Raw genomic sequence first — 19,549 nt, forward strand, 5'->3', positions numbered from 1 at the left:
ACGATCTTATTTTAAAAACAACAACAATTTTTTGAGCCATCTGAATAAGAAAGAAGGAAAAGATTTTGTTTTTTATTGCAAGCAGTATACTGGCAGCCGTCATGGCTGTCACCGTTATTTTTGTACGTTTGAAGGCTACGAAAAAACCTGCCTCACTTAAAAAGATTATACTTCCTCCTTTTTTCATGTCCACCGGGTTTCTCATGTTTGCATTTCCTGAGTTCCGAGTTACCTGGTGGGAGGCAGGGGAGGCGTTCCTGGTGGGCTGTCTCTTTTCCATATTTCTTATAAAAACAAGCAAGTTTGAAAAGAGGGGAGGGGAGGTCTATCTTATCCGCTCAAAAGCTTTTGTGGCGATTTTGATTGCTCTTTTCCTCATACGAATGGCGATGAAGACGTACCTTGGCCATCAGATCTCCTATACAGAAACGAGCGGTCTGTTTTTTATCGTGGCGTTTGGGATGATTCTCCCCTGGAGAGTGGCGATGTATTTCGGATATCAAAAAGTGCTGAAATCATAAAAAAACTCGATCACCAAATGGTGATCGAGTTTTTTTATCCTAAAAGGCTCTTATAGGGAGAGAGGTCAATGTGCTTTTCGTTTAACTTTTTGATAAGCCATTTATGATCTCTTTTCGGTGTAGCGATAATGTATCCCCGTACTATAAGATCCTGCGTCATCACAGATGCTTTTTCCTGTATGGCAAGTTCGCCGATTTTTCCTGCAATCTTTTCACGGGCAACATCACGGAAAAGTTCGGGAACAGGTGTGACGAGTTCCTCCAAAAAGGCCTTTTGCGGCGGAGTCCATAAATGGATCGTCTCCTGGATATAGTAATCCTGCCAGTCCAAGATTGATTTTCCGTCTTCTTTCGGAAGCCGTTTCAAAAACTTTCGAAACATAAAATAACCGCCGATCGCAAACATTGAGATTAAAAATATTGTCCAGGCTGCAATGAATAGAAAAAAACCTGCAGACATGCTGTCCACCCCGATCAATAGGTTTCTTCAACCTTATAATGTATTCTCTAACAATTATATCTTGAGAAACAGGACGAAATCAATAAACATCTGGAAGTGTGTGAAGAGGGGAGGGAAAGATCGATTACGGGAAATAATTTATACGACAAAAAATGACATCCTCCACAGGATTATAACAGTTCGAAAATGGAACTATAACAGTTTATTCATTGGTACAGAAAGTTATTAACACTATAACAGGTCTTGTTGTGGATAACTGTAAATAATTTAAATTGTGGATAAACCTGGGATAACTAAGCCTGCATAAATATTCATATGTGCATAAACGCTTGGATAACCTGCTGGAAAAAGAAGTATACCTCCCTACCGTTTATGGATGCTGGGAAATAATGATCATGGCAGCAAGCGGGATGGCTTGACTTCACCTTAAAAATCACGTTACATTATCGGACAGAGAGTAATCTATTATTTTGGAGGTGCCGTACATGCGGTTAGCGGACAAAAAGGTATTGAGTCTTGTACATCATGAGTTTGAAGATCTGGAATTATGGTATCCTATTCTGCGTTTGCGGGAAGAAGGAGCTCAAGTCGATCTTGCCGGGGAGAAAGCGGGAGAAACCTATAAAGGAAAATACGGAGTACCTGCGGAATCGGATTATTCATTTGACGAGATTGATCCCTCAGACTATGATGCTTTACTCGTTCCAGGCGGGTGGGCACCCGACAAACTGAGACGTTTTTCAAAGGTTATAGAAATCGTTCAGCATATGGAAACTCATAAAAAGCCAATCGGTCAAATTTGCCATGCCGGATGGGTCCTGATCTCTGCAAAAATGCTTCAGGGTAAAAATGTAACGAGCACACCCGGGATAAAGGATGATATGGAGAATGCCGGAGCAGTGTGGCTGGATGAGGCAGTAGTCGTTGATGGCCACCTGGTCTCAAGCCGCCGTCCGCCAGACCTGCCGCCATATGTGAAAGCATTTGCTGATGTACTGGCCGGTGAGTATAACTAACAATAAAAAAAGAAGGCGGCATCTGCCGTCTTCTTTTATATTTGGTTCATTCATTTTCAATGGCGGGACCATGTGGGAATCGAACCCACCGGAGACGGCACGCGCCTCCCAAGAGGTGTTGAAGACCCAGGCGAGCACCAGCTGCACTTCTGGCCCCGTGGAAGGAAGTTATTTCTTAACAAGTTCTTCCTCAAAGTAGAATGTTGAAGGATTTTCTTTCACAATGTAAGAATAGCGTTTCATGTTCTTAATAAACTTGCATCGTAAAACAGTGACCATTTCATCGGTAGCTTTAATTTTTACGGATTCACCGGCGGCAAACAGATTATTTTTCAGGTTGGTTCTCTCCCTAATTCGTAATAAAGTATTGCTTCAGCCCTAAGTAACAAACAAAAAGGAAAAAAAGAGTGAAAGTTTCACTCTTTTACTACCTTCCAGTCATAAAGTTCTTCAATCTGACAATCTAATTCTTTTGCGATGGTCATAGCATTGCTTAGACTCATTACTTTTTTAGACTGGTAATCGTTTAACTGGTCAACAGAGATATTGGTTTTTTTTGAAAGAGCTTGGATCTTCATGTTCTTATCAGCAATTAAAGATTTAAGATTGCTTTTTTTAGGTTTATAAACGTTCAAAACGCCACCTCACTTTTAAATAGTATAACACAATGGCAATGGAATAGATAGTTTCACCCGAATAAAGCTTCACCGCAGAAGCCTGTCTGCAAATAAAATGGTACGATATGATAAGAAAAGAGAAAATACAGGGAGGTGTCTGCGATCGGAGCACAGCATATTACGATTGGAATTGCCGGCCATATTGACCATGGGAAAACAGCACTGACGAAGGCGTTGAGCGGCGTGGATACTGATACGTTAAAAGAGGAAAAAGAGCGAGGCATTACAATTGAACCCGGGATCGCTCATTTTCACCTCGGTGATGGAATCCAATCAGTTATCATTGATGTTCCTGGGCATGAACGGTTCATCCGCCAGATGATTGCTGGCTCAGCAGGAATTGATATGGTCATCCTTGTGATTGCAGCAGATGAAGGAATTATGCCGCAAACCGTTGAGCATCTTGAAATTCTTCAATTTCTGGGAATCACGAATCTAGTTTGTGCAGTTTCCAAGGCAGATAAGGTTAATGAAGAATGGAAGTCATTGCTCCTCGAAGAGATCGAAGAGATGATGAAGAGCTTCTCGTTCCTTAACCATTCTGTTCATTTTGTCGACAGCTTTTCAGGAACAGGGTTGGAAGAACTGAAGTTGGAACTCCTCGGCATGGCGGAAAACGTAACCGCTAAAAATGTCTGCGGTCCATTTCGGCTGCCGATCGACCATTCGTTTACTGTAGCAGGACAAGGAACGGTTGTAAGAGGAACGATTTTAGAAGGTTCCGCCTCTGTCGGTGACACACTGCAAATGGAGCCGGGCGGAGATATAGTAAAAGTAAGGCAGCTGCAGATACACAACAGACAAGTGGATTATGCCCTGGCGGGACAAAGGGCCGCCCTGAATGTCGCGGGGATCAAGCATGAGGATGTTAAAAGAGGGCATGTTCTTTTTTCTCCAGGAGAGTATCAAGTTACGGATACATTGGACATCATGCTGCTGTTAACCAAGAATCATAAGAAGATCAAGCAGCGCCAGCTCATCAAATTTTACATAGGAACTACAGAAATCATGGGTAAGATCGTATTCTTTGACAGAAACGAATCTACTGAAAAAGCGGGAGCTGCTTATTGTCAGGTTCGGTTAGTCCACCCGGTCATAGCCAAGCGGGGTGACCGGTTCATTTTGAGGCGTCCTTCTCCTGAACAAACGATCGGCGGCGGAGAAGTGATCGATCCAAATGGTGGAAAATACCGGTTTGGAGAGGAGACTGTTGCATTCCTGAAGGAGAAAAAAGAGGGTGCTCCAGAAGAATGGATCATCCGTCACCTGCAATCACATCATTTGCTGCACGTGGATGAGATGGCAAAATTGACGGGCATCCCTGCCGTTCTGTCTGGCCATCTACAGCGTTTACTGGCAGAAAAGCACATCGTTGAGGTTTCTTCAGAACAATATGCACTTTCAGAGAGCGTTTCGGAGATAAAAAACAGGATCGTAGAAGAAGCAGCTCGCTTTCATCAGCTATATCCTTTGCGGGAAGGGTTGGATAAAGCCGAACTTCTACAGCGGCTCAAAGGATATCCTGCCTTGCTGATTGAATATGTTTTAAAAGAACTGCTCCATGAAGCTGCATTGCGGCAAAATCAGAATCTGATCGCAAAAAGCAATTTTCAGCCGGAGATTCCAAATCAATGGAAAGTGCGTTACCAACAGTTGGAGCAAAGGCTGTTTCAGCAGGGAATTGAGTCAGATCCTTTTGATCAGCTTTACGAACAGGCTGGACTGCCGAAAGGAATGCGACTGGACATCTTATCCTATTTGCGACGCACAGGCCAGGCTGTGCAAGCAGGGGGAGACAGGCTGATCCACAGCAAAGCCCTGAATTTGCATATGAAGACATTAAAGGAGAACTGTGCACCGTCCTTTTCCATACAGGAAGCAAAAACGGCATTGAAGGTATCCAGGAAATTTCTTATTCCGTTTCTTGAATTACTGGATCAGCTGGGATATACAGAACGTGCAGGTGATCATAGAAGATGGAATAAGGCATGAAAAAAACTCCGCAGTAATCGGAGTTTTTTTAAGGTTCAATGATGATCAATCTTTCTTTTCGTTCAGTAACACTGCCGATCTTTGCTGCTTGCTTTAATCCTGCGCTATGCAGATCTCTAAGATAAGCATCGGCCTGGTTCTCCGGCAGACTGACTAATAATCCGCCGGACGTAACAGCATCACATAATATCCATTGCTGTGTTTCTGTCAGCGACTCATCATACCTGATCAAATCTTCAATCCATTGATGGTTCGCTTTCGTGCCGCCTGGGACGACTCCCTGCATGGCAAGTGCTTCTGTTCCTTCGACGACCGGTGTTCTGGAATAAGAGAGAGCGACCGAAACTGATTCACTGCCTTTAGCCATCTCACTGGCGTGTCCCAGCAAACCAAATCCGGTCACATCGGTCACAGCATTAGGCTGATAGTTAGCAAGGCATTCTGCCGCGGTTTTGTTCAATGTGGCCATGATCTCCGAAACATACCGGACTTGCCCCTCATTAAAACGGTTCTGCTTGATGGCGGTTGTCTGAATGCCGATTCCGATCGGTTTTGTAAGAATAAGAGCATCGCCGGGCTTTAATCCTACATTTTTGTAGATCTGCGCCGGGTGGGCAAAGCCTGTAACAGATAAGCCGAATTTTGGCTCCTGATCATCGATGGAATGTCCTCCAACGATAAGAGCACCAGCCTCTTGCACTTTGTCGGCCGCGCCTTTTAGAATCTCCGCTAATACTTCATGGCCCAATTTTTTTAGCGGAAAACCGACAATATTTAAGACGGTTTTTGGGGTGCCGCCCATCGCATATACATCGCTTAAAGCATTGGCTGCAGCAATTTGTCCGAACATATACGGATCATCTACAATGGGTGTAAAGAAATCTACGGTTTGAATCATGGCAACTTCTTCACTCAGTTTGTATACTCCTGCATCATCAGAAGTTTCCAGGCCGACGATCAAGTTAGGGTCAGCTTCTCTTTCTGGTAAATGGCACAAAACTTGTGCCAGGTCCTCGGGACCGATTTTGCAGCCTCAGCCGCCTTTGGTTGAAAACTGGGTCAAACGGATTTTATCCTGGCTTGTCATGAACTCCACCTCCTTAAATGTAGTATAAACATTTTTGAGGCGAAGTGCGAAAAAGTACAATTAAAAAAAAGAGAAAGAAGAAAGGAGCAGGAACGTGAAGGAAAAGTTGAGGAGATTGCCTGCTGTGAATGCTGTTCTACAGGCCAAAGATTGGCAGGCGGAGAAATTGGAAGTTCCGGCAGAAATAATTACACGATGGGTTCAGGAAGAAATCAGTAATCTCCGGGAAGCCATACTGAAGGGCAGCTATAATGGAAAAGCCGAAAATACAGAACTACTATCCCGGGTATGTGAAGCAGTCAGCCGCAGGCTTTACGAAGAAGGTCCCTATTTGTTGAAGAAAGTAATCAATGCAACAGGTGTTGTTTTACATACGAATCTAGGGAGGGCAAGGCTGAGCAGAGCTGCCGCAGAAAGGGTGGCCGAGGCTGCGTCTTCCTATACGAACCTTGAATACAATCTTGAAGAGGGATCGAGAGGATCTCGGAATGAGGTTATTGAGAAGCAGATCACATCCATCACTGGCAGTGAAGCGGCATTGGTGGTAAACAATAATGCCGCAGCCGTTTATTTTATCCTGAATGTTTTAGCGAAAGAGAAAGAAGTTATCGTTTCGCGGGGAGAGCTTGTGGAGATTGGCGGCTCCTTTCGAGTGTCATCCATCATGGAAGAAAGCGGTGCCCGCCTGATTGAAGTGGGCACGACTAATAAAACGCATATGGCAGATTATGAACGAGCGATCACAAGTGAAACGGCTATGATTATGAAAGTCCATAGCAGCAATTTCAAAATGAGTGGCTTTACAAAAAGTATTCCTGCAATCGAACTGCTGAAATTGAAAGAAAAAAATCCGGGACTTATTTTATATGAGGATATGGGGAGCGGATCGCTCTTTCCGTTCTCGCGGTATAAGATCGGAGACGAACCTGAGATAAAGCCAGCCGTTCAGGCAGGAATTGACTTGATCTCTTTTTCCGGGGATAAATTGCTTGGCGGCCCTCAAGCGGGGATTATCGCTGGAAAGAAGGAATTAATAACCGTATTAAAAAACCATCAGCTTGCGAGGGTGCTTCGTGTAGATAAACTTACACTTGCTGCTCTGGAAGCCACTTTGCTCGCTTATCATAATGATGAGAAAGCGAAAGAGATTCCTGTTATCCGGGACATGCTGAGAACACAGGAGGAAATTCAGACACAGGCCGGAAGGATTGCAAGAAAGCTGGAAGGCACGTTCAATTGTACGGTGAAAAAAGGGTTTTCCATGCCGGGAGGCGGAACGATGCCGGATGTGCTATTGCCTGCCTATATAATAGAAGTAACGGATCGTAATCTGTCACCCTCTGAGCTTGCGGAGAAGTTAAGAAAGCAGAGAGTTCCTGTGATCGTAACGGTAAGAAACAATAAATGTGTCATCGATCCGAGGACTTTGGATGAAACGGATGAAAAGGCTCTGATTCAAACGTTCTTAAACCTAAACTAAAAGCCAACGCTTAGGTTGGCTTTTAGAGGAATTACATTTTTCCGCCGTGCTTCTGGCGGGTGTGGTTTCTGTTTTTCACTTTTTTTGATCCGCTCAGCGGTTCAGGCTGTCCTGGATTTTGACCTTTTGGGGCATTTTTGCGAATATCATCAAACCTATTATGCTCTGTCATAAGACCCTCCGTATTGAATAAATTATTCTTTGTTTTGGCATAGTAAAGACATTATGACATCAAACAAAGGAGAAAGAACAATGCCGTATCACAAAGATAAACAACAGGCTTTTCAAGATGCAGAAAAAGGATATTCTCAGGCAGTTTCTGCAAATCAGCTCATTCAAACCCAAGCTGCCGATTATGGCAGAAGGGTAAAAGAACTGAAAAAAGAAGCAGAAGAAGCACTGCAGCAGATCGATAATGCACTCGAAGTGTCCTCTGAACATCAAAGACAGCAGCTCGAGCAGTACCGTTCAGAGCTCCAAGGGTTTATTTCACAATATAACAGCTGATTTATTTTCGTTTTTTTGTCTTTTTATTGTTCTGTTTCTGTGCCTCTGTCAAAGGTTCGTTGGAAGCGTGAAGCTGTTCGTTGCCAAATTCCGTCTCATATCCTGCGCCGCCGCCTTGAGCTTTAGCTGCATTCATTCCCGGACGGATATGATTCGCTTTCCCTTTTGCTTTTGCCATAAGATCCACCCCCCTTGTTCCTTTAGTGTGTGCAGAACAAAGAAAAAAAGCACTCCCTAATTCTGGAGTGCTTTTTATAAAAGAACAGACTATTTTTTCCTGAACCAGTCGACAAGCAGCCAGAGACCGCTTAAGCCAACCAATACATAAATGATTTGCGTTAATGCGGAACCGCTTCCAAAAATTGCGGTAACTACGTTAAAATCAAATAAACCAATCAGACCCCAGTTCAGTGCTCCGATAATTGCAAGAAGTGTAGCAAGCTGTTTTAGAATAGCCATGTGCCCTCAGCTCCTTTCCCAAGAGAGTTATTTAAGTCTCTATATCATACGAAAACGCAAATCTTTGGTGAATGGAAACGAACATAAGATTTTCTTATATTGTTTAATAACATATCTGTTATTTACTTATTGAAAGCACTTTCGTATGATAGGTAAGGGAAGGAAATTGTAGAATGAGTAAAGAGAGAATTTTGCAGTATATGTGCAACTTTTCGACAATTTTTCTCTTGTTTGGTGTATGATTGGTTTGAAGGAGGAGAGTGGAGTTATGACTAAACAACAAAATGACATTTTTAAAGCGCGTTCATCATTTAGCGCAAATGGAAAAACGTACAACTACTATCGACTGAATGCACTCGAAGAAGCGGGTGTGGGCAACGTTTCTAAATTGCCGTACTCCGTTAAAATTTTGCTTGAATCCGTTTTAAGGCAGCATGACGGCAGAGTAATTCTAAAAGAACATATTGAGAACCTAGCGAAATGGGGAACTCCAGAACTTAAGAATATCGATGTTCCTTTCAAGCCGTCACGTGTAATCCTGCAGGATTTTACGGGTGTGCCTGCTGTTGTTGACTTGGCTTCTCTTAGAAAAGCCATGAAAGATATGGGTGGAGACCCTGCTCAAATTAACCCTGACATTCCGGTTGACCTTGTAGTTGACCACTCTGTACAGGTTGATAAATATGGAACAGCTGATTCTTTAAATGTAAACATGAACCTTGAATTTGAACGAAACGAAGAGCGCTATAAGCTGTTAAGCTGGGCTCAGTCCGCGTTCGATAACTATCGTGCGGTGCCGCCTGCTACAGGAATTGTCCATCAGGTAAACCTTGAGTATCTTGCTTCTGTCGTGCAAAGCTACGAAGTAGAAGGGGAACTTGAAGCTTTCCCTGATTCACTTGTTGGAACGGACTCCCACACAACAATGATCAATGGTCTTGGTGTATTAGGATGGGGTGTCGGCGGAATTGAAGCAGAAGCTGGAATGCTTGGACAGCCATCTTATTTCCCAGTACCTGAAGTAATCGGCGTGAAGCTTGTCGGTGAACTTCCTGACGGTGCAACCGCAACTGACCTTGCGTTAAAAGTGACACAAGTTCTGCGCGAAAAGAAAGTAGTCGGCAAGTTTGTTGAATTCTTTGGACCTGGGCTTGCGGAAATGCCGTTGGCAGACCGTGCCACGATCTCCAACATGGCGCCTGAGTATGGCGCGACTTGCGGATTCTTCCCTGTAGACCAAGAAGCGCTAAACTATCTTCGGCTTACTGGAAGAAGTGAAGAGCAGATCACCCTTGTTGAAGAATACAGCAAAGCAAATGGCTTATTCTACACACCGGGAGCTGAAGATCCGATCTTCACTGACGTAGTTGAAATCGATTTAACACAAATTGAATCCAATCTTTCCGGTCCTAAACGCCCTCAAGACTTGATTCCGCTGTCTAAGATGAAAGAAGCTTTTAATAAAGCGCTTGTTTCTCCACAAGGCAACGCAGGATTCGGTTTAACAGACGAAGAGATCAACAAGGAAGTTAAAGTGAAGCATCCGAGCGGAGAAACATCTGTCTTGAAAACGGGAGCAGTTGCTATCGCTGCGATCACAAGCTGTACAAACACATCTAACCCATATGTAATGCTTGGTGCCGGGCTTCTTGCAAAAAAAGCCATTGAAAAAGGACTTAAAGTTCCAGCTTATGTGAAAACATCTCTTGCTCCTGGATCAAAAGTTGTTACAGGATATTTAGAAAAAGCAGGACTTATGTCTTACCTTGACCAATTAGGCTTTAACCTTGTCGGATACGGATGTACGACTTGTATCGGTAACTCCGGCCCACTATCTCTAGAGGTAGAACAAGGCATCGCTAAAAATGATCTTACGGTTACCTCTGTACTTTCAGGAAACCGTAACTTTGAAGGACGAATCCATCCGCTGGTAAAAGCGAACTATCTCGCTTCTCCTCCGCTTGTTGTGGCATACGCGCTTGCGGGAACGGTAAACATCGATCTTCAAAATGATTCATTTGGCAAAGACAGTGAAGGCAACGATGTTTATTTCAAAGATATCTGGCCTTCTTCTGCTGAGATTAAAGAAGCGATGAACCAAGCGGTTACACCGGAAGTGTTCAAAAAAGAATACGAAAGTGTTTTTGATGAGAACGCTCGCTGGAACGCATTAAAAACAAGTGCTGAAAAGCTTTACAGCTGGGATGCAAACTCAACCTACATTCAAAATCCGCCGTTCTTTGAAGAACTTTCTGCTGACTTGAAAGAAATTCAGCCGCTGAAAGATCTTCGCCTGATCGCGAAGTTCGGTGATTCAGTTACAACTGACCACATTTCTCCAGCAGGTGCAATCGCTAAAGATTCTCCAGCAGGAAAATATTTGATCAGAAACGGTGTAGAGCCTCGCGAGTTTAACTCTTATGGTTCACGCCGCGGTAACCATGAAGTGATGATGCGCGGAACGTTCGCCAACATTCGTATCCGCAACCAGATCGCACCTGGAACAGAAGGCGGCTGGACAACATACTGGCCGAAAAATGAAGTAATGAGCATCTATAAAGCTGCAATGAAATATAAAGAAAACAACACAGGCTTAATGGTCATTGCCGGGAAAGATTACGGAATGGGAAGTTCTCGTGACTGGGCAGCAAAAGGTACAAACCTTCTTGGTATCCAAACGGTTCTTGCTGAAAGTTTTGAACGGATCCACCGCAGCAACCTCGTGTTGATGGGTGTGCTTCCTCTTCAATTCAAAGAAGGCGAAACTGCAGAAACGTTCGGTCTTACAGGAAAGGAATCCTTTACTGTACAAGTTGATGAGAATGTAAAGCCGCGTGACGTAATTAAGGTTACGGCCGTGACTGAAGAAGGATCAAAAATTGAGTTTGAAGTCATCGCACGCTTCGACAGTGAAGTAGAGATTGACTACTACCGCCATGGAGGAATTCTTCCAATGGTTCTTCGCAACAAAATTTCCAACAAACAGCCTCAAAACTAAATGAATATTGAAGCTCTCCTTTGGGAGGGCTTTTTTATTTTTCTGAAATTTGAATAATAACATTTTTTCCTGTCCATAACAGTAACAGAATATGGATGATGGAGTGATGATTTTGAGGAAGAACAGACACATCTCGTTTAAGGACCTGGTCAGAGAAAACAAGAGGGAACTGCTGGGCGATCAGGAAGCCATGGAACGAATTGAGAAGAAACTTGAAGAAAAGCATACAAAAAAAGCCTAATGGAGACAGGAAGTTCCTGTTTCTTTTTTTATTTTGAGTAAATATTATGTAATGAAGGAGGCAGATAAATATGAGCAACCCGAAAAGACATCCGCAATCCTTTGTACCCAGCCATCTGGGGACACAGCCAAGAGAAGGAAAAGGCAATAAGGGAAAACAAATGGCCAACAAAGGCAATGAACATCCTGATTATGTGCCCACAAAAGGCTGAATAAAAAAGAGGTTCTATTGCCTGCACGTCAGCGATAGAACCTCTTTTTTGCCATTTTCCGAAAGAAAACCCTGGCATTTCCTTCTTGTTTTGTTCACTACCACCATATAAATCAACATATTTAGCGAAGTATGTAGTAGATGAGAAATAGGAGGGGTACGGTTGATAACTGCAGAAGTGAAACCATTGCCTGTCTCAACCAAGAAGGAAGATCAGGACGTTTTATATCGGGAGCTTGAATTACAGATGCAGCGTCTCGGTCATCTTGTTCCTTTTCGTGAAGAATTAAATTGGGGAAATGAAATAGGATCGGTTGAGATTGGGCCTGACTCAATCATAAATAAACTTAAAAAAGCTGCCGCTAAAAGCGACGGTGTTCTTTTGCTTTATGCAAAATTAACAAAAGGCACAGTCTATCAGCACATTATCATGCATCCGAATGTGGAAGGGTTCTATCTCCCGTTCCGGTTTGAAGAGCCATTCTTCATAACGGTGAAAAATAAAAAAATTTGGATTGGTTCCTCAGTCAGGCTTGCGGAAGAGCTTAATTGGCTCGGTATTACCATGCAGAACCTGGAGGACAAGGAAGTGGTGGATTGCTGGAACGCTTTTAAAGAATTATGCGAGCTCAGCATCGAACATCATTCGCCAATCATTATGAACAGAAATTAGCCCGGAATATTTTTTCCTCTTTGATACAAACTATGTTTGATTCAAATTTAGAGGAGGGAATCCCGATGGCTAAACCAGACGACAGAAGCAATAATGTTGAAAGGCTGCAGCAGATGGTAGAAAATACGCAGCAAAACATTCAGGAAGCAAATGAATCTGTTCAGAATACAGATATGACTTCCCAGCAAAAAGAACAGATCAAGAACAAGAACGAGAGAAGAGAAGAAAGCATTCAATCGTTTCAGAGCGAGATTGAAGATGAGCAATCTTACCGCAATAACCAATAGATAAAAGAACCGCCCCCTGCTGTAACATTCGTTGCGATAGGGGGTTTTTTGCATATTGCTTCAGCCGTGCACCTTTACTGTGTTACACTTTATTGGAATGGCGGATAAAGGAAAATATAAGACAGGTGATGACAGAACATGTTAGTTTCAGAAGCAAAAGTGGACGTAAGGTATGCAGAAACAGATCAAATGGGTGTCGTCTATCATGCCAATTACTTAATTTGGTTTGAGATTGGCCGGACGGCATTTATTGAAGATCTCGGATTCAGTTATGCACAGATGGAGAAGGATGGAATTTTATCTCCAGTCACTGAGATCCATGCCAATTATAAGAAGCCTCTAACATATGGCGATCAGGCCAAGATTTTCACATGGGTGGATGAATATACAGGACTGAAGGTAAAATACGGTTATGAAATCAGAAATTCCAAAGATGAGCTGTGTGTGACTGGGAATTCGACACATGTTTGTGTCAAAAAAGATTCATTTCGTCCCATTTCAATTAAAAAAGTTTTTCCGGATTGGCATCAGGCTTATGAAGCACAGAAAAAACAAAAGCAGGGATAATCATGGCATTCGGTTTAGCAAGACAAGAGCTGAACAATTGGAAGAAACAAGCGGCCAGCGGCAAAATTGCTTTTATTACTCATTTTTGGTATGATCCCCGCTTTCCTGATATGAAAACGGTGACGAAGGTTGGCTGTTCAGATCTGATAGCCTTAGAAGAATGGGGTAAGAAGTATGGCCTAAAGAAAGAATGGATCCATCACCGTCATGGCTATCCCCACTTTGATCTGATGGGGCACAGGCAAACAGCAATTCTTCGGGCAGAAAACAAAATGGATCAGGTAGAAAGGCTGATAAAAAAGACAGAAAAGAGGAATCGGTAATCACGATTCCTCACATTTGTTTATTCATACTGAAAATCGATCGTTTGACCGTCTTCATCCACGTCGATGTTCAGGTTATGATCATCGAAATACCACATGTCATCTCGTTCAACGTAGAATGTAATTCCATCCTTCTGAACTTCAGAACCTGCTTCTTTCGGCTGTTCTTTTGCAACTCCCAGTGAAAAGCCGCTCTGGACTGTACTGCAGCCGCCGAGCCTCACAAAAAAACGCACAAAATCTCCCGTTTTTATTTCCATTTCGTTCTTATACCATGCAACAGCAGAGTCCGTAATGTTCATCTTCATAGTAGTAAGTAAAACCTCCTTGAGAGCATGATTGTAACATTCCATTCCTCATCATTGCTACTATAGCTGAAGCCTCTCATCAAATAAAGAATTTTGTTTTAAATGAAACATGTTATAATAATATCGATACATACCGGACAGAAATACAGGTAACATATAAGGGGACAATAGTGTGAAACATAGAGTAGCAAAGGTTTTTATTTCCATGCTTCCGCAAAATGGGATCTCCCGTATTGCCGGTTCCTTGGGAAGAACAAAAATGAGCAAATGGTATGTTAAACCATATGCCAAAATGTATGACATTAACTTATCAGAAATTGAAAAACCAATACAGGACTATAAGCACCTTACTGAATTTTTTTCAAGAAAATTAAAGATCAATGCGCGCCCGATTGATAATTCGGCTGACTCGATCATTTCTCCGGTTGACGGAGTGGTATCTCAGTTTGGACGAATTCAAAAGGGGACGATCATCCAGGCGAAAGGAATCGATTATTCGGTTCATTCTTTATTGGGTGAGGCGAAAGAGGACTTTGAAGAAGGAAGCTTTATTACGATCTATTTAAGTCCAAAAGATTATCACCGCATCCATATGCCGCTTGACGGAAAAATCACTTCGAGCACGTATATACCGGGGCGTCTGTTTCCTGTCAACGATATCGGCGTTAATCATGTCAAAGGGCTCTTTACGAAAAATGAAAGACTCGTCACCTATGCTGACACAAAAGCAGGGGAGATCGCCATCGTGAAGGTCGGAGCATTCATCGTCGGAAGTGTGCAAGTGGCATACTGCGAGCCGTATAAACGGGCAAGAAAAAAGGTGCTAAAAACGGAGCATCCCTCTGAACGATATAAAAAAGGGGAAGAAATCGGCCATTTTGAATTCGGTTCGACCGTCATCTTAATCTTTCAAAACGGAAAAATGGAGCTAGATCCATCTGTCAAAGCCGGTTCAGCTGTTAAAATGGGCCAAAGAATAGGAAAGATTAAAGCCCGTTAATTACGGGCTTTTTTGCATCCTTTTAAAACGGGTATAGTGGCTTGAGCAGCGAAAAAATAAAAGAAGAAAGGAAGGAAAAGTTCATGAGCTTCTTAACAATGGAACAATTATTTCAGCAGGCGAAGGCGAATTTTTCAGTGTCCGACATCATATCACCTCATGTACGAATTCTGTTTATCCTGGAGTCCCCGCATCGCGAGGAAATCAAACATCATATACCGTTGGCCGGTTCTTCAGGGAGGTCGGTAAGCAAAGTTTTATTTGAAGGGAAACAAAGCCTGCCCTTTGGATTGCTGCTGAAAGAAAATAGCGATAAGAAACCTTATTGCCATCTTGGCATCTTGAATGTTTGCCCGTTTCCGCTGCAGAGCGCAGCGATTCCAGATAGCAAATGGGGTGATAGCCACCCTGAATTTGTGAATGCTGCAGAAAAAGTCCGTGTGGGGAATGATAAAGATGTGTACAGGGACGAAACATGGAATGCTTTCCAGGAAATCATGCAGCAGGATTTTAACCAAAGGTTAACCGAACTTGTCAATCAGCCTTTGGTCATCGTCCCGTGCGGACGGTTTGCACAGAAACAGTTCCGGCTTGCTGATGTCCAGTCTTCCAACTGGAAAGTTGTCAGCGATGTCCCTCATCCTTCCTATAATTCCTGGTCAAAGGATCGGTATAGTGCACAGATAGCCGAGGTTACTGAGGCCGTGGGTTACATTTAAAAAAAGAAAAGCATGCTTACACCATACAGGACGGCAGTAATTCCTGCAGCAATAAGCGCGGGCTTCAGTTTGTATTTCGCATAATCAATGACTGGAAGATTCAATATCCGGGCGATCGTGTTCGTATCATCGCTGAGCGGTGATGCAAAGGCTCCGAACGTTCCACTCGCGAATACAGCTCCGATCACAAGAGGAAGGGAGATGCCGGCAGCTTGGGACATGGAGATCCCGAGCGGCATCAGAATGCCCCATGTTCCCCAGGCTGAACCAATAAAATAGGACACTGCTGCACCGAAAACGAATAGAGCAGGAGTCACGAATGCGGAAGGAATCCATCCTGAATGGTCGGTAATAAACCGCGAGAATCCCAGCTTGTCGGTCACGGAGGACAAGCCCCAGACGACGGTAAGCAGTACGATAACAGACATCAGCTCATTTCCGCCGGCAATGAAGCCCTCCATCAGGGGCCCCGTTTTCACACCTTGAAATCGGTAGTAGACGAACGAAAACAATATGGTGATGATAAGAGCCATCACCATGGCATCTAGTACATCCGCTTTAATGAAGGCGTTAAAAAATCCTTCACTTTTTTTGCTCCCGTCCCACCAAGTGAGGAATAACGTGAGAGAAACGGCAATAATCAACGGAATGAGCAAGTTCCACGGCTTGACGGGAAGATCTTTTGACACAGCAGGGTCACAGTTATGCCAGTCATCTTCCTCAGTTTCGATGGACTCATTGCTGCTCATGGGCTGTGAGCTGGAATGGTGGAAAAAGCTTAAATAAATGCCAAGGATGATCATAACAATTGAAAAAAAATTATAGGGAATGCTTTGGATAAAGAGGGAATAGGCATCGCCTTTTATCTTTTCATTCTCTAAAGCCATATCAACAATGGAAGTCATATAGCCTACAAAAGCGGTCGCGATCGGGATGAGTACAATGATCGGCGTAGCTGTAGTTTCGATGACAAACCCCAATTCCTGAGTAGACATTTTTACTTTTTTCATCAATGACCTCATGATCGGAGCAATGGTTACGAACCGGAAGCTGGGTGCGCTGAAAGTGCCGATCGTAGAAACGTAAGTTAAGAACAACGCTCCTTTTTTTGTCTGAATCCTTGAAGAGGCTGCTTCTACGAAACCGCGAATACCGCCTGAAAGTTTAATGATGCCGACCAGTCCTGAAAAAGCATAAAGAAACAACAGGATTTTCAGGTTGCTTTTATCGGTTAAGCCCTCAATGACAAAAGTGATCATTTTTTTGAGGCCGCCGATGAGGGAAGGCTCCAACAGGTAGCAGCCCGCCAGAAAGCCGATAAATAAGCCCGGCAGAACTTGCCTCGTTTTAACCGCTATGGGAATGACAACAAGAAAAGGTATGATGGACAGCCAAGTTTGATTCATAATGCCCCCCGATTCATCTGGATTGACTAATCATTATCATGTGATGCTCAAGGGAAATTATTCTTGATCGTTCATGAATCGCCAACAAAGCTTTACCGGCATACACTATTATGTATGCGCAAGATCTGTTTGCAGCATGTAGAGGTTGCATTATTTCTTCTGTCATGTTAAGGTTATGTTCGATAATAAATTGGAAGCAAAACTGTTTATATATACTTCTGTATAGGGGCATATTATATCTAAATATGTGCCTTTTTTTAAGGCCTACTTTGTTTAATAATCTTTATTTTGAACACTAAACCAGTGATTTTTAAGATTGTAAAAGATGATTTCAGGAGATTTACTTGGAAGTATAAGGAAATGGTTTTGACGAAAAAGGAGACAGTTACACATTGACAACATTCAGTGAATTAGGTTTAAGTCCCGAATTGCTAAAATCAATTAACAATATGGGTTTTGAAGAAGCTACGCCGATCCAGCGTGATACGATTCCAACCGCTCTTAATGGAACGGATCTTATCGGACAGGCTCAAACAGGAACAGGAAAAACCGCTGCTTTTGGTATTCCGTTGATCGAAAAGATCGACGTAAAAGCCCGTAAAATTCAAGGAATCGTTCTTGCTCCAACACGTGAACTCGCAGTTCAGGTTGGTGAAGAACTAAACAAGATTGGCCAATATAAGGGGATTAAAACCCTTCCGATCTATGGTGGACAATCAATCGTCAGACAGATCAAAGCACTAAAAAACAATCCGCATATTATTGTGGGTACACCAGGTCGAGTGATCGACCATATCAACAGAAAAACATTAAAGCTTGAAGACGTTCATACTGTTGTTCTTGATGAAGCAGATGAAATGCTGAACATGGGCTTTATCGAAGACATTGAAACAATCCTTGAAAATGTCCCGACTGAGCGCCATACGATGCTCTTCTCTGCTACAATGCCGAAACAGATTCAAAAGCTCGCTGAGCGTTTCATGAAAGATGTTCTTGTCATTCGTGTGAAAGCAAGTGAGATGACGGTTAAAAGCATTGAACAAGAGTATGTAGAAGTTAAAGAAAAACAAAAGTTTGATGCTCTTACCCGATTGCTTGATATTCAATCTCCAGAGCTTGCCATCGTTTTCGGCCGTACGAAGCGCCGTGTTGATGAATTGGCTGAAGCATTGAACAAGAGAGGCTATTCTGCTGAAGGAATCCATGGTGACCTTCCGCAATCGAAACGTGACATGGTTCTTCGCGCGTTTAAGAACAACACGATTGAAGTACTGGTCGCTACTGACGTTGCAGCTCGCGGATTAGACATCAGCGGTGTTTCTCACGTATATAACTTTGACATTCCACAGGATCCTGAAAGCTATGTTCACCGTATCGGACGTACAGGACGTGCGGGAAGAACAGGATATGCGGTTACATTCATCACTCCTCGTGAGATCGATCACCTCTATACGATTGAAAAAATCACGAAGCGTAAAATGGTGAAACGTCCTGTTCCTTCACTTAACGAGGCGATTGAAGGCCAGCAGCGCATGGCGCTTGATAAGCTTCTTAACGTGATTGAAGACGGAGATATCCAAATCTACAAACAAACAGCGATGGAAATGCTTGAAGAGCATGATTCCGTATCCCTGTTGTCTGCAGCATTAAAACTGTTGACTAAAGAGCCGGATAGCACTCCGATCGAATTGACATTCGAACCGCCACTTTCGGTGAAAAAACGCCGTGACAACCGATTCGGAGACCGCCGACGCCCTCAGCGCGGCAGCAGCAACGAATCAAGAGACAAGAGAAGAAACGGAGGCAACCGCAGTGACAAACAGCGTCAAGGCGGCGGCAACCGAGACATGTCATACCGTGCGCCAAAACGCATGAGAGAAGACAAAAAAGCAAGATAACATACGAAAGGAATCTGCGAATCAGCAGGTTCCTTTTTTATTTTTTGGTTTCAATGACCCGATTTTGGCATACTAGCTATAGGAGGGATAACGATGGAAATGATCGGTTCAACCTATACATTTAATGCCAAGAACGGTGAAAAAATAACCTTGAGACCTGTTGTTATGGAAGATGCCGGGCAGATCGTTGATGCAGTAAAGGAAATCGTTGATGCAGGAGAATTTTTACAAAAAGAGAGGCCCCGCACAAAAAGTGAGGAAGAAGATTTTATCAGTGACTGCCGGATGAAAGGAAATATGTATACCGCCATCGAAAAACAGGGAACTGTGATCGGGATCGCCCGTATCATTAAAGGTGAACTTACGATGAAAAAACATACGGGGATGTTTAGAACGTGGATTAATTCAAAAGGACAGGGTTTAGGGATAGGCAAAGAGGTAATGGACTATTCCATCCAATGGGGGAAGGAGAACGGACTTTATAAGATCTGGCTGACTGTCTTCTCAGAAAACAAAATCGCCATCAGGCTTTATGAAAAAGCTGGTTTTACCGTGGAAGGCGTTCAAAAAGGACAAGTGATCATCAATCAAGAACTGCAGGATGAATGGTATATGGCCTGTTTCCTTAAAAAAGAAAGCGAGTAGCGAAAAACTGGGCAGCCCCAGTTTTCTTTTTATAGATTCATTCATAGAGAATCATACATAATTATGGTAAAGTGA

At 43.1% G+C, this 19,549-nt stretch carries 24 protein-coding genes and 1 tRNA gene; 16 read left to right on the top strand and 9 right to left on the bottom strand.

The genetic code is table 11. The features are described from left to right. Positions 1–62 precede the first annotated feature (62 nt). The gene (locus M1K46_RS16145) at positions 63–521 is read left to right on the top strand and encodes a CcdC family protein (RefSeq protein ID WP_091005558.1); all 459 of its coding nucleotides are present in this window, start codon (positions 63–65) and stop codon (positions 519–521) included. 34 nt (positions 522–555) lie between these two features. Here M1K46_RS16145 and M1K46_RS16150 read toward each other — a convergent pair whose 3' ends face one another. After that, the gene (locus M1K46_RS16150; protein WP_053354383.1) at positions 556–981 is read right to left on the bottom strand and encodes a DUF2621 domain-containing protein; all 426 of its coding nucleotides are present in this window, start codon (positions 979–981) and stop codon (positions 556–558) included. Between the two features lie 485 nt (positions 982–1,466). On the opposite strand from M1K46_RS16150, the gene M1K46_RS16155 reads away from it, so the two are divergent. After that, complete coding sequence (locus M1K46_RS16155; RefSeq protein WP_062231982.1) at positions 1,467–1,997, top strand: type 1 glutamine amidotransferase domain-containing protein; 531 nt, start codon at positions 1,467–1,469, stop codon at positions 1,995–1,997. Positions 1,998–2,057: 60 nt separating this feature from the next. Here M1K46_RS16155 and M1K46_RS16160 read toward each other — a convergent pair. Both M1K46_RS16160 and M1K46_RS16165 read right to left on the bottom strand, forming a co-directional pair. Continuing rightward, positions 2,058–2,154 (bottom strand) — tRNA-Sec (locus tag M1K46_RS16160). A gap of 259 nt (positions 2,155–2,413) precedes the next feature. After that, positions 2,414–2,632, bottom strand: coding sequence for a helix-turn-helix domain-containing protein (locus M1K46_RS16165; RefSeq protein WP_256226812.1), 219 nt, complete (start codon positions 2,630–2,632; stop codon positions 2,414–2,416). Between the two features lie 135 nt (positions 2,633–2,767). On the opposite strand from M1K46_RS16165, the gene selB reads away from it, so the two are divergent. Next, complete coding sequence (selB, locus tag M1K46_RS16170) at positions 2,768–4,666, top strand: selenocysteine-specific translation elongation factor (RefSeq protein WP_256226813.1); 1,899 nt, start codon at positions 2,768–2,770, stop codon at positions 4,664–4,666. Between the two features lie 28 nt (positions 4,667–4,694). Here selB and selD read toward each other — a convergent pair whose 3' ends face one another. Next, the gene (selD, locus tag M1K46_RS16175) at positions 4,695–5,753 is read right to left on the bottom strand and encodes a selenide, water dikinase SelD (RefSeq protein ID WP_256226814.1); all 1,059 of its coding nucleotides are present in this window, start codon (positions 5,751–5,753) and stop codon (positions 4,695–4,697) included. A gap of 94 nt (positions 5,754–5,847) precedes the next feature. On the opposite strand from selD, the gene selA reads away from it, so the two are divergent. Next, positions 5,848–7,233: an L-seryl-tRNA(Sec) selenium transferase gene (gene selA / locus M1K46_RS16180; RefSeq protein WP_256226815.1), complete on the top strand. Its 1,386-nt coding sequence runs from the start codon at positions 5,848–5,850 to the stop codon at positions 7,231–7,233. Between the two features lie 31 nt (positions 7,234–7,264). On the opposite strand, the gene M1K46_RS16185 is transcribed toward selA, so the two are convergent. Next, positions 7,265–7,405, bottom strand: coding sequence for a small acid-soluble spore protein P (locus M1K46_RS16185; RefSeq protein ID WP_062231995.1), 141 nt, complete (start codon positions 7,403–7,405; stop codon positions 7,265–7,267). A gap of 80 nt (positions 7,406–7,485) precedes the next feature. Here M1K46_RS16185 and M1K46_RS16190 point away from each other — a divergent pair, with 80 nt between their 5' ends. Further along, positions 7,486–7,740, top strand: coding sequence for a hypothetical protein (locus tag M1K46_RS16190; RefSeq protein ID WP_053354376.1), 255 nt, complete (start codon positions 7,486–7,488; stop codon positions 7,738–7,740). A gap of 1 nt (position 7,741) precedes the next feature. On the opposite strand, the gene sspO is transcribed toward M1K46_RS16190, so the two are convergent. Further along, positions 7,742–7,918 (bottom strand): small acid-soluble spore protein O, encoded by a 177-nt coding sequence (sspO, locus tag M1K46_RS16195; RefSeq protein ID WP_062231999.1) that lies wholly within the window; start codon positions 7,916–7,918, stop codon positions 7,742–7,744. Positions 7,919–8,007: 89 nt separating this feature from the next. Beyond that, a complete protein-coding gene (locus M1K46_RS16200) occupies positions 8,008–8,199 on the bottom strand; it encodes a DUF378 domain-containing protein (RefSeq protein WP_053354375.1) in 192 nt (63 codons plus the stop codon). A 268-nt stretch (positions 8,200–8,467) separates the two neighbouring features. On the opposite strand from M1K46_RS16200, the gene acnA reads away from it, so the two are divergent. From acnA to M1K46_RS16235, 7 genes are all read left to right on the top strand, one after another. Beyond that, positions 8,468–11,197 carry an aconitate hydratase AcnA gene (gene acnA, locus M1K46_RS16205; RefSeq protein ID WP_256226818.1) on the top strand — a complete coding sequence of 910 codons (2,730 nt, stop codon included), beginning with the start codon at positions 8,468–8,470 and terminating at the stop codon, positions 11,195–11,197. A gap of 112 nt (positions 11,198–11,309) precedes the next feature. Then, positions 11,310–11,438, top strand: coding sequence for an FbpB family small basic protein (locus M1K46_RS16210; RefSeq protein ID WP_082316242.1), 129 nt, complete (start codon positions 11,310–11,312; stop codon positions 11,436–11,438). A gap of 70 nt (positions 11,439–11,508) precedes the next feature. Beyond that, positions 11,509–11,649, top strand: coding sequence for an acid-soluble spore protein N (locus M1K46_RS16215; RefSeq protein WP_053354373.1), 141 nt, complete (start codon positions 11,509–11,511; stop codon positions 11,647–11,649). 162 nt (positions 11,650–11,811) lie between these two features. Continuing rightward, entirely contained in the window at positions 11,812–12,321 is a 510-nt protein-coding gene (locus M1K46_RS16220; protein WP_091005571.1) for a hypothetical protein, read from the top strand. A 65-nt stretch (positions 12,322–12,386) separates the two neighbouring features. Then, the gene (gene tlp / locus M1K46_RS16225; RefSeq protein WP_053354371.1) at positions 12,387–12,608 is read left to right on the top strand and encodes a small acid-soluble spore protein Tlp; all 222 of its coding nucleotides are present in this window, start codon (positions 12,387–12,389) and stop codon (positions 12,606–12,608) included. A gap of 138 nt (positions 12,609–12,746) precedes the next feature. Next, the gene (locus M1K46_RS16230; RefSeq protein WP_091005574.1) at positions 12,747–13,175 is read left to right on the top strand and encodes an acyl-CoA thioesterase; all 429 of its coding nucleotides are present in this window, start codon (positions 12,747–12,749) and stop codon (positions 13,173–13,175) included. Between the two features lie 2 nt (positions 13,176–13,177). Beyond that, complete coding sequence (locus tag M1K46_RS16235; RefSeq protein WP_256226820.1) at positions 13,178–13,498, top strand: hypothetical protein; 321 nt, start codon at positions 13,178–13,180, stop codon at positions 13,496–13,498. Positions 13,499–13,518: 20 nt separating this feature from the next. Here the strand turns inward: M1K46_RS16235 and M1K46_RS16240 are convergent, their stop codons facing one another. Further along, entirely contained in the window at positions 13,519–13,806 is a 288-nt protein-coding gene (locus tag M1K46_RS16240; protein WP_053354368.1) for a HesB/YadR/YfhF family protein, read from the bottom strand. A 172-nt stretch (positions 13,807–13,978) separates the two neighbouring features. Here M1K46_RS16240 and asd point away from each other — a divergent pair, with 172 nt between their 5' ends. Further along, positions 13,979–14,806: an archaetidylserine decarboxylase gene (gene asd, locus M1K46_RS16245; RefSeq protein WP_254781471.1), complete on the top strand. Its 828-nt coding sequence runs from the start codon at positions 13,979–13,981 to the stop codon at positions 14,804–14,806. 83 nt (positions 14,807–14,889) lie between these two features. Further along, positions 14,890–15,525 carry a uracil-DNA glycosylase family protein gene (locus M1K46_RS16250; RefSeq protein WP_256226821.1) on the top strand — a complete coding sequence of 212 codons (636 nt, stop codon included), beginning with the start codon at positions 14,890–14,892 and terminating at the stop codon, positions 15,523–15,525. On the opposite strand, the gene M1K46_RS16255 is transcribed toward M1K46_RS16250, so the two are convergent. After that, on the bottom strand, positions 15,522–16,931 hold the full coding sequence (locus M1K46_RS16255; RefSeq protein ID WP_053354365.1) for a Na+/H+ antiporter NhaC family protein: 1,410 nt from the start codon (positions 16,929–16,931) through the stop codon (positions 15,522–15,524). The two genes, M1K46_RS16250 and M1K46_RS16255, sit on opposite strands and share 4 nt — an antisense overlap. Positions 16,932–17,323: 392 nt before the next feature. Here M1K46_RS16255 and M1K46_RS16260 point away from each other — a divergent pair, with 392 nt between their 5' ends. Then, the gene (locus M1K46_RS16260; protein WP_053354364.1) at positions 17,324–18,829 is read left to right on the top strand and encodes a DEAD/DEAH box helicase; all 1,506 of its coding nucleotides are present in this window, start codon (positions 17,324–17,326) and stop codon (positions 18,827–18,829) included. 93 nt (positions 18,830–18,922) lie between these two features. Next, complete coding sequence (locus M1K46_RS16265; RefSeq protein WP_256226823.1) at positions 18,923–19,474, top strand: GNAT family N-acetyltransferase; 552 nt, start codon at positions 18,923–18,925, stop codon at positions 19,472–19,474. Positions 19,475–19,549 lie beyond the last annotated feature (75 nt).

It is taken from the genome of Fictibacillus sp. WQ 8-8 (assembly GCF_024494405.1).
Lineage (GTDB): Bacteria > Bacillota > Bacilli > Bacillales > Fictibacillaceae > Fictibacillus_C > Fictibacillus_C marinisediminis.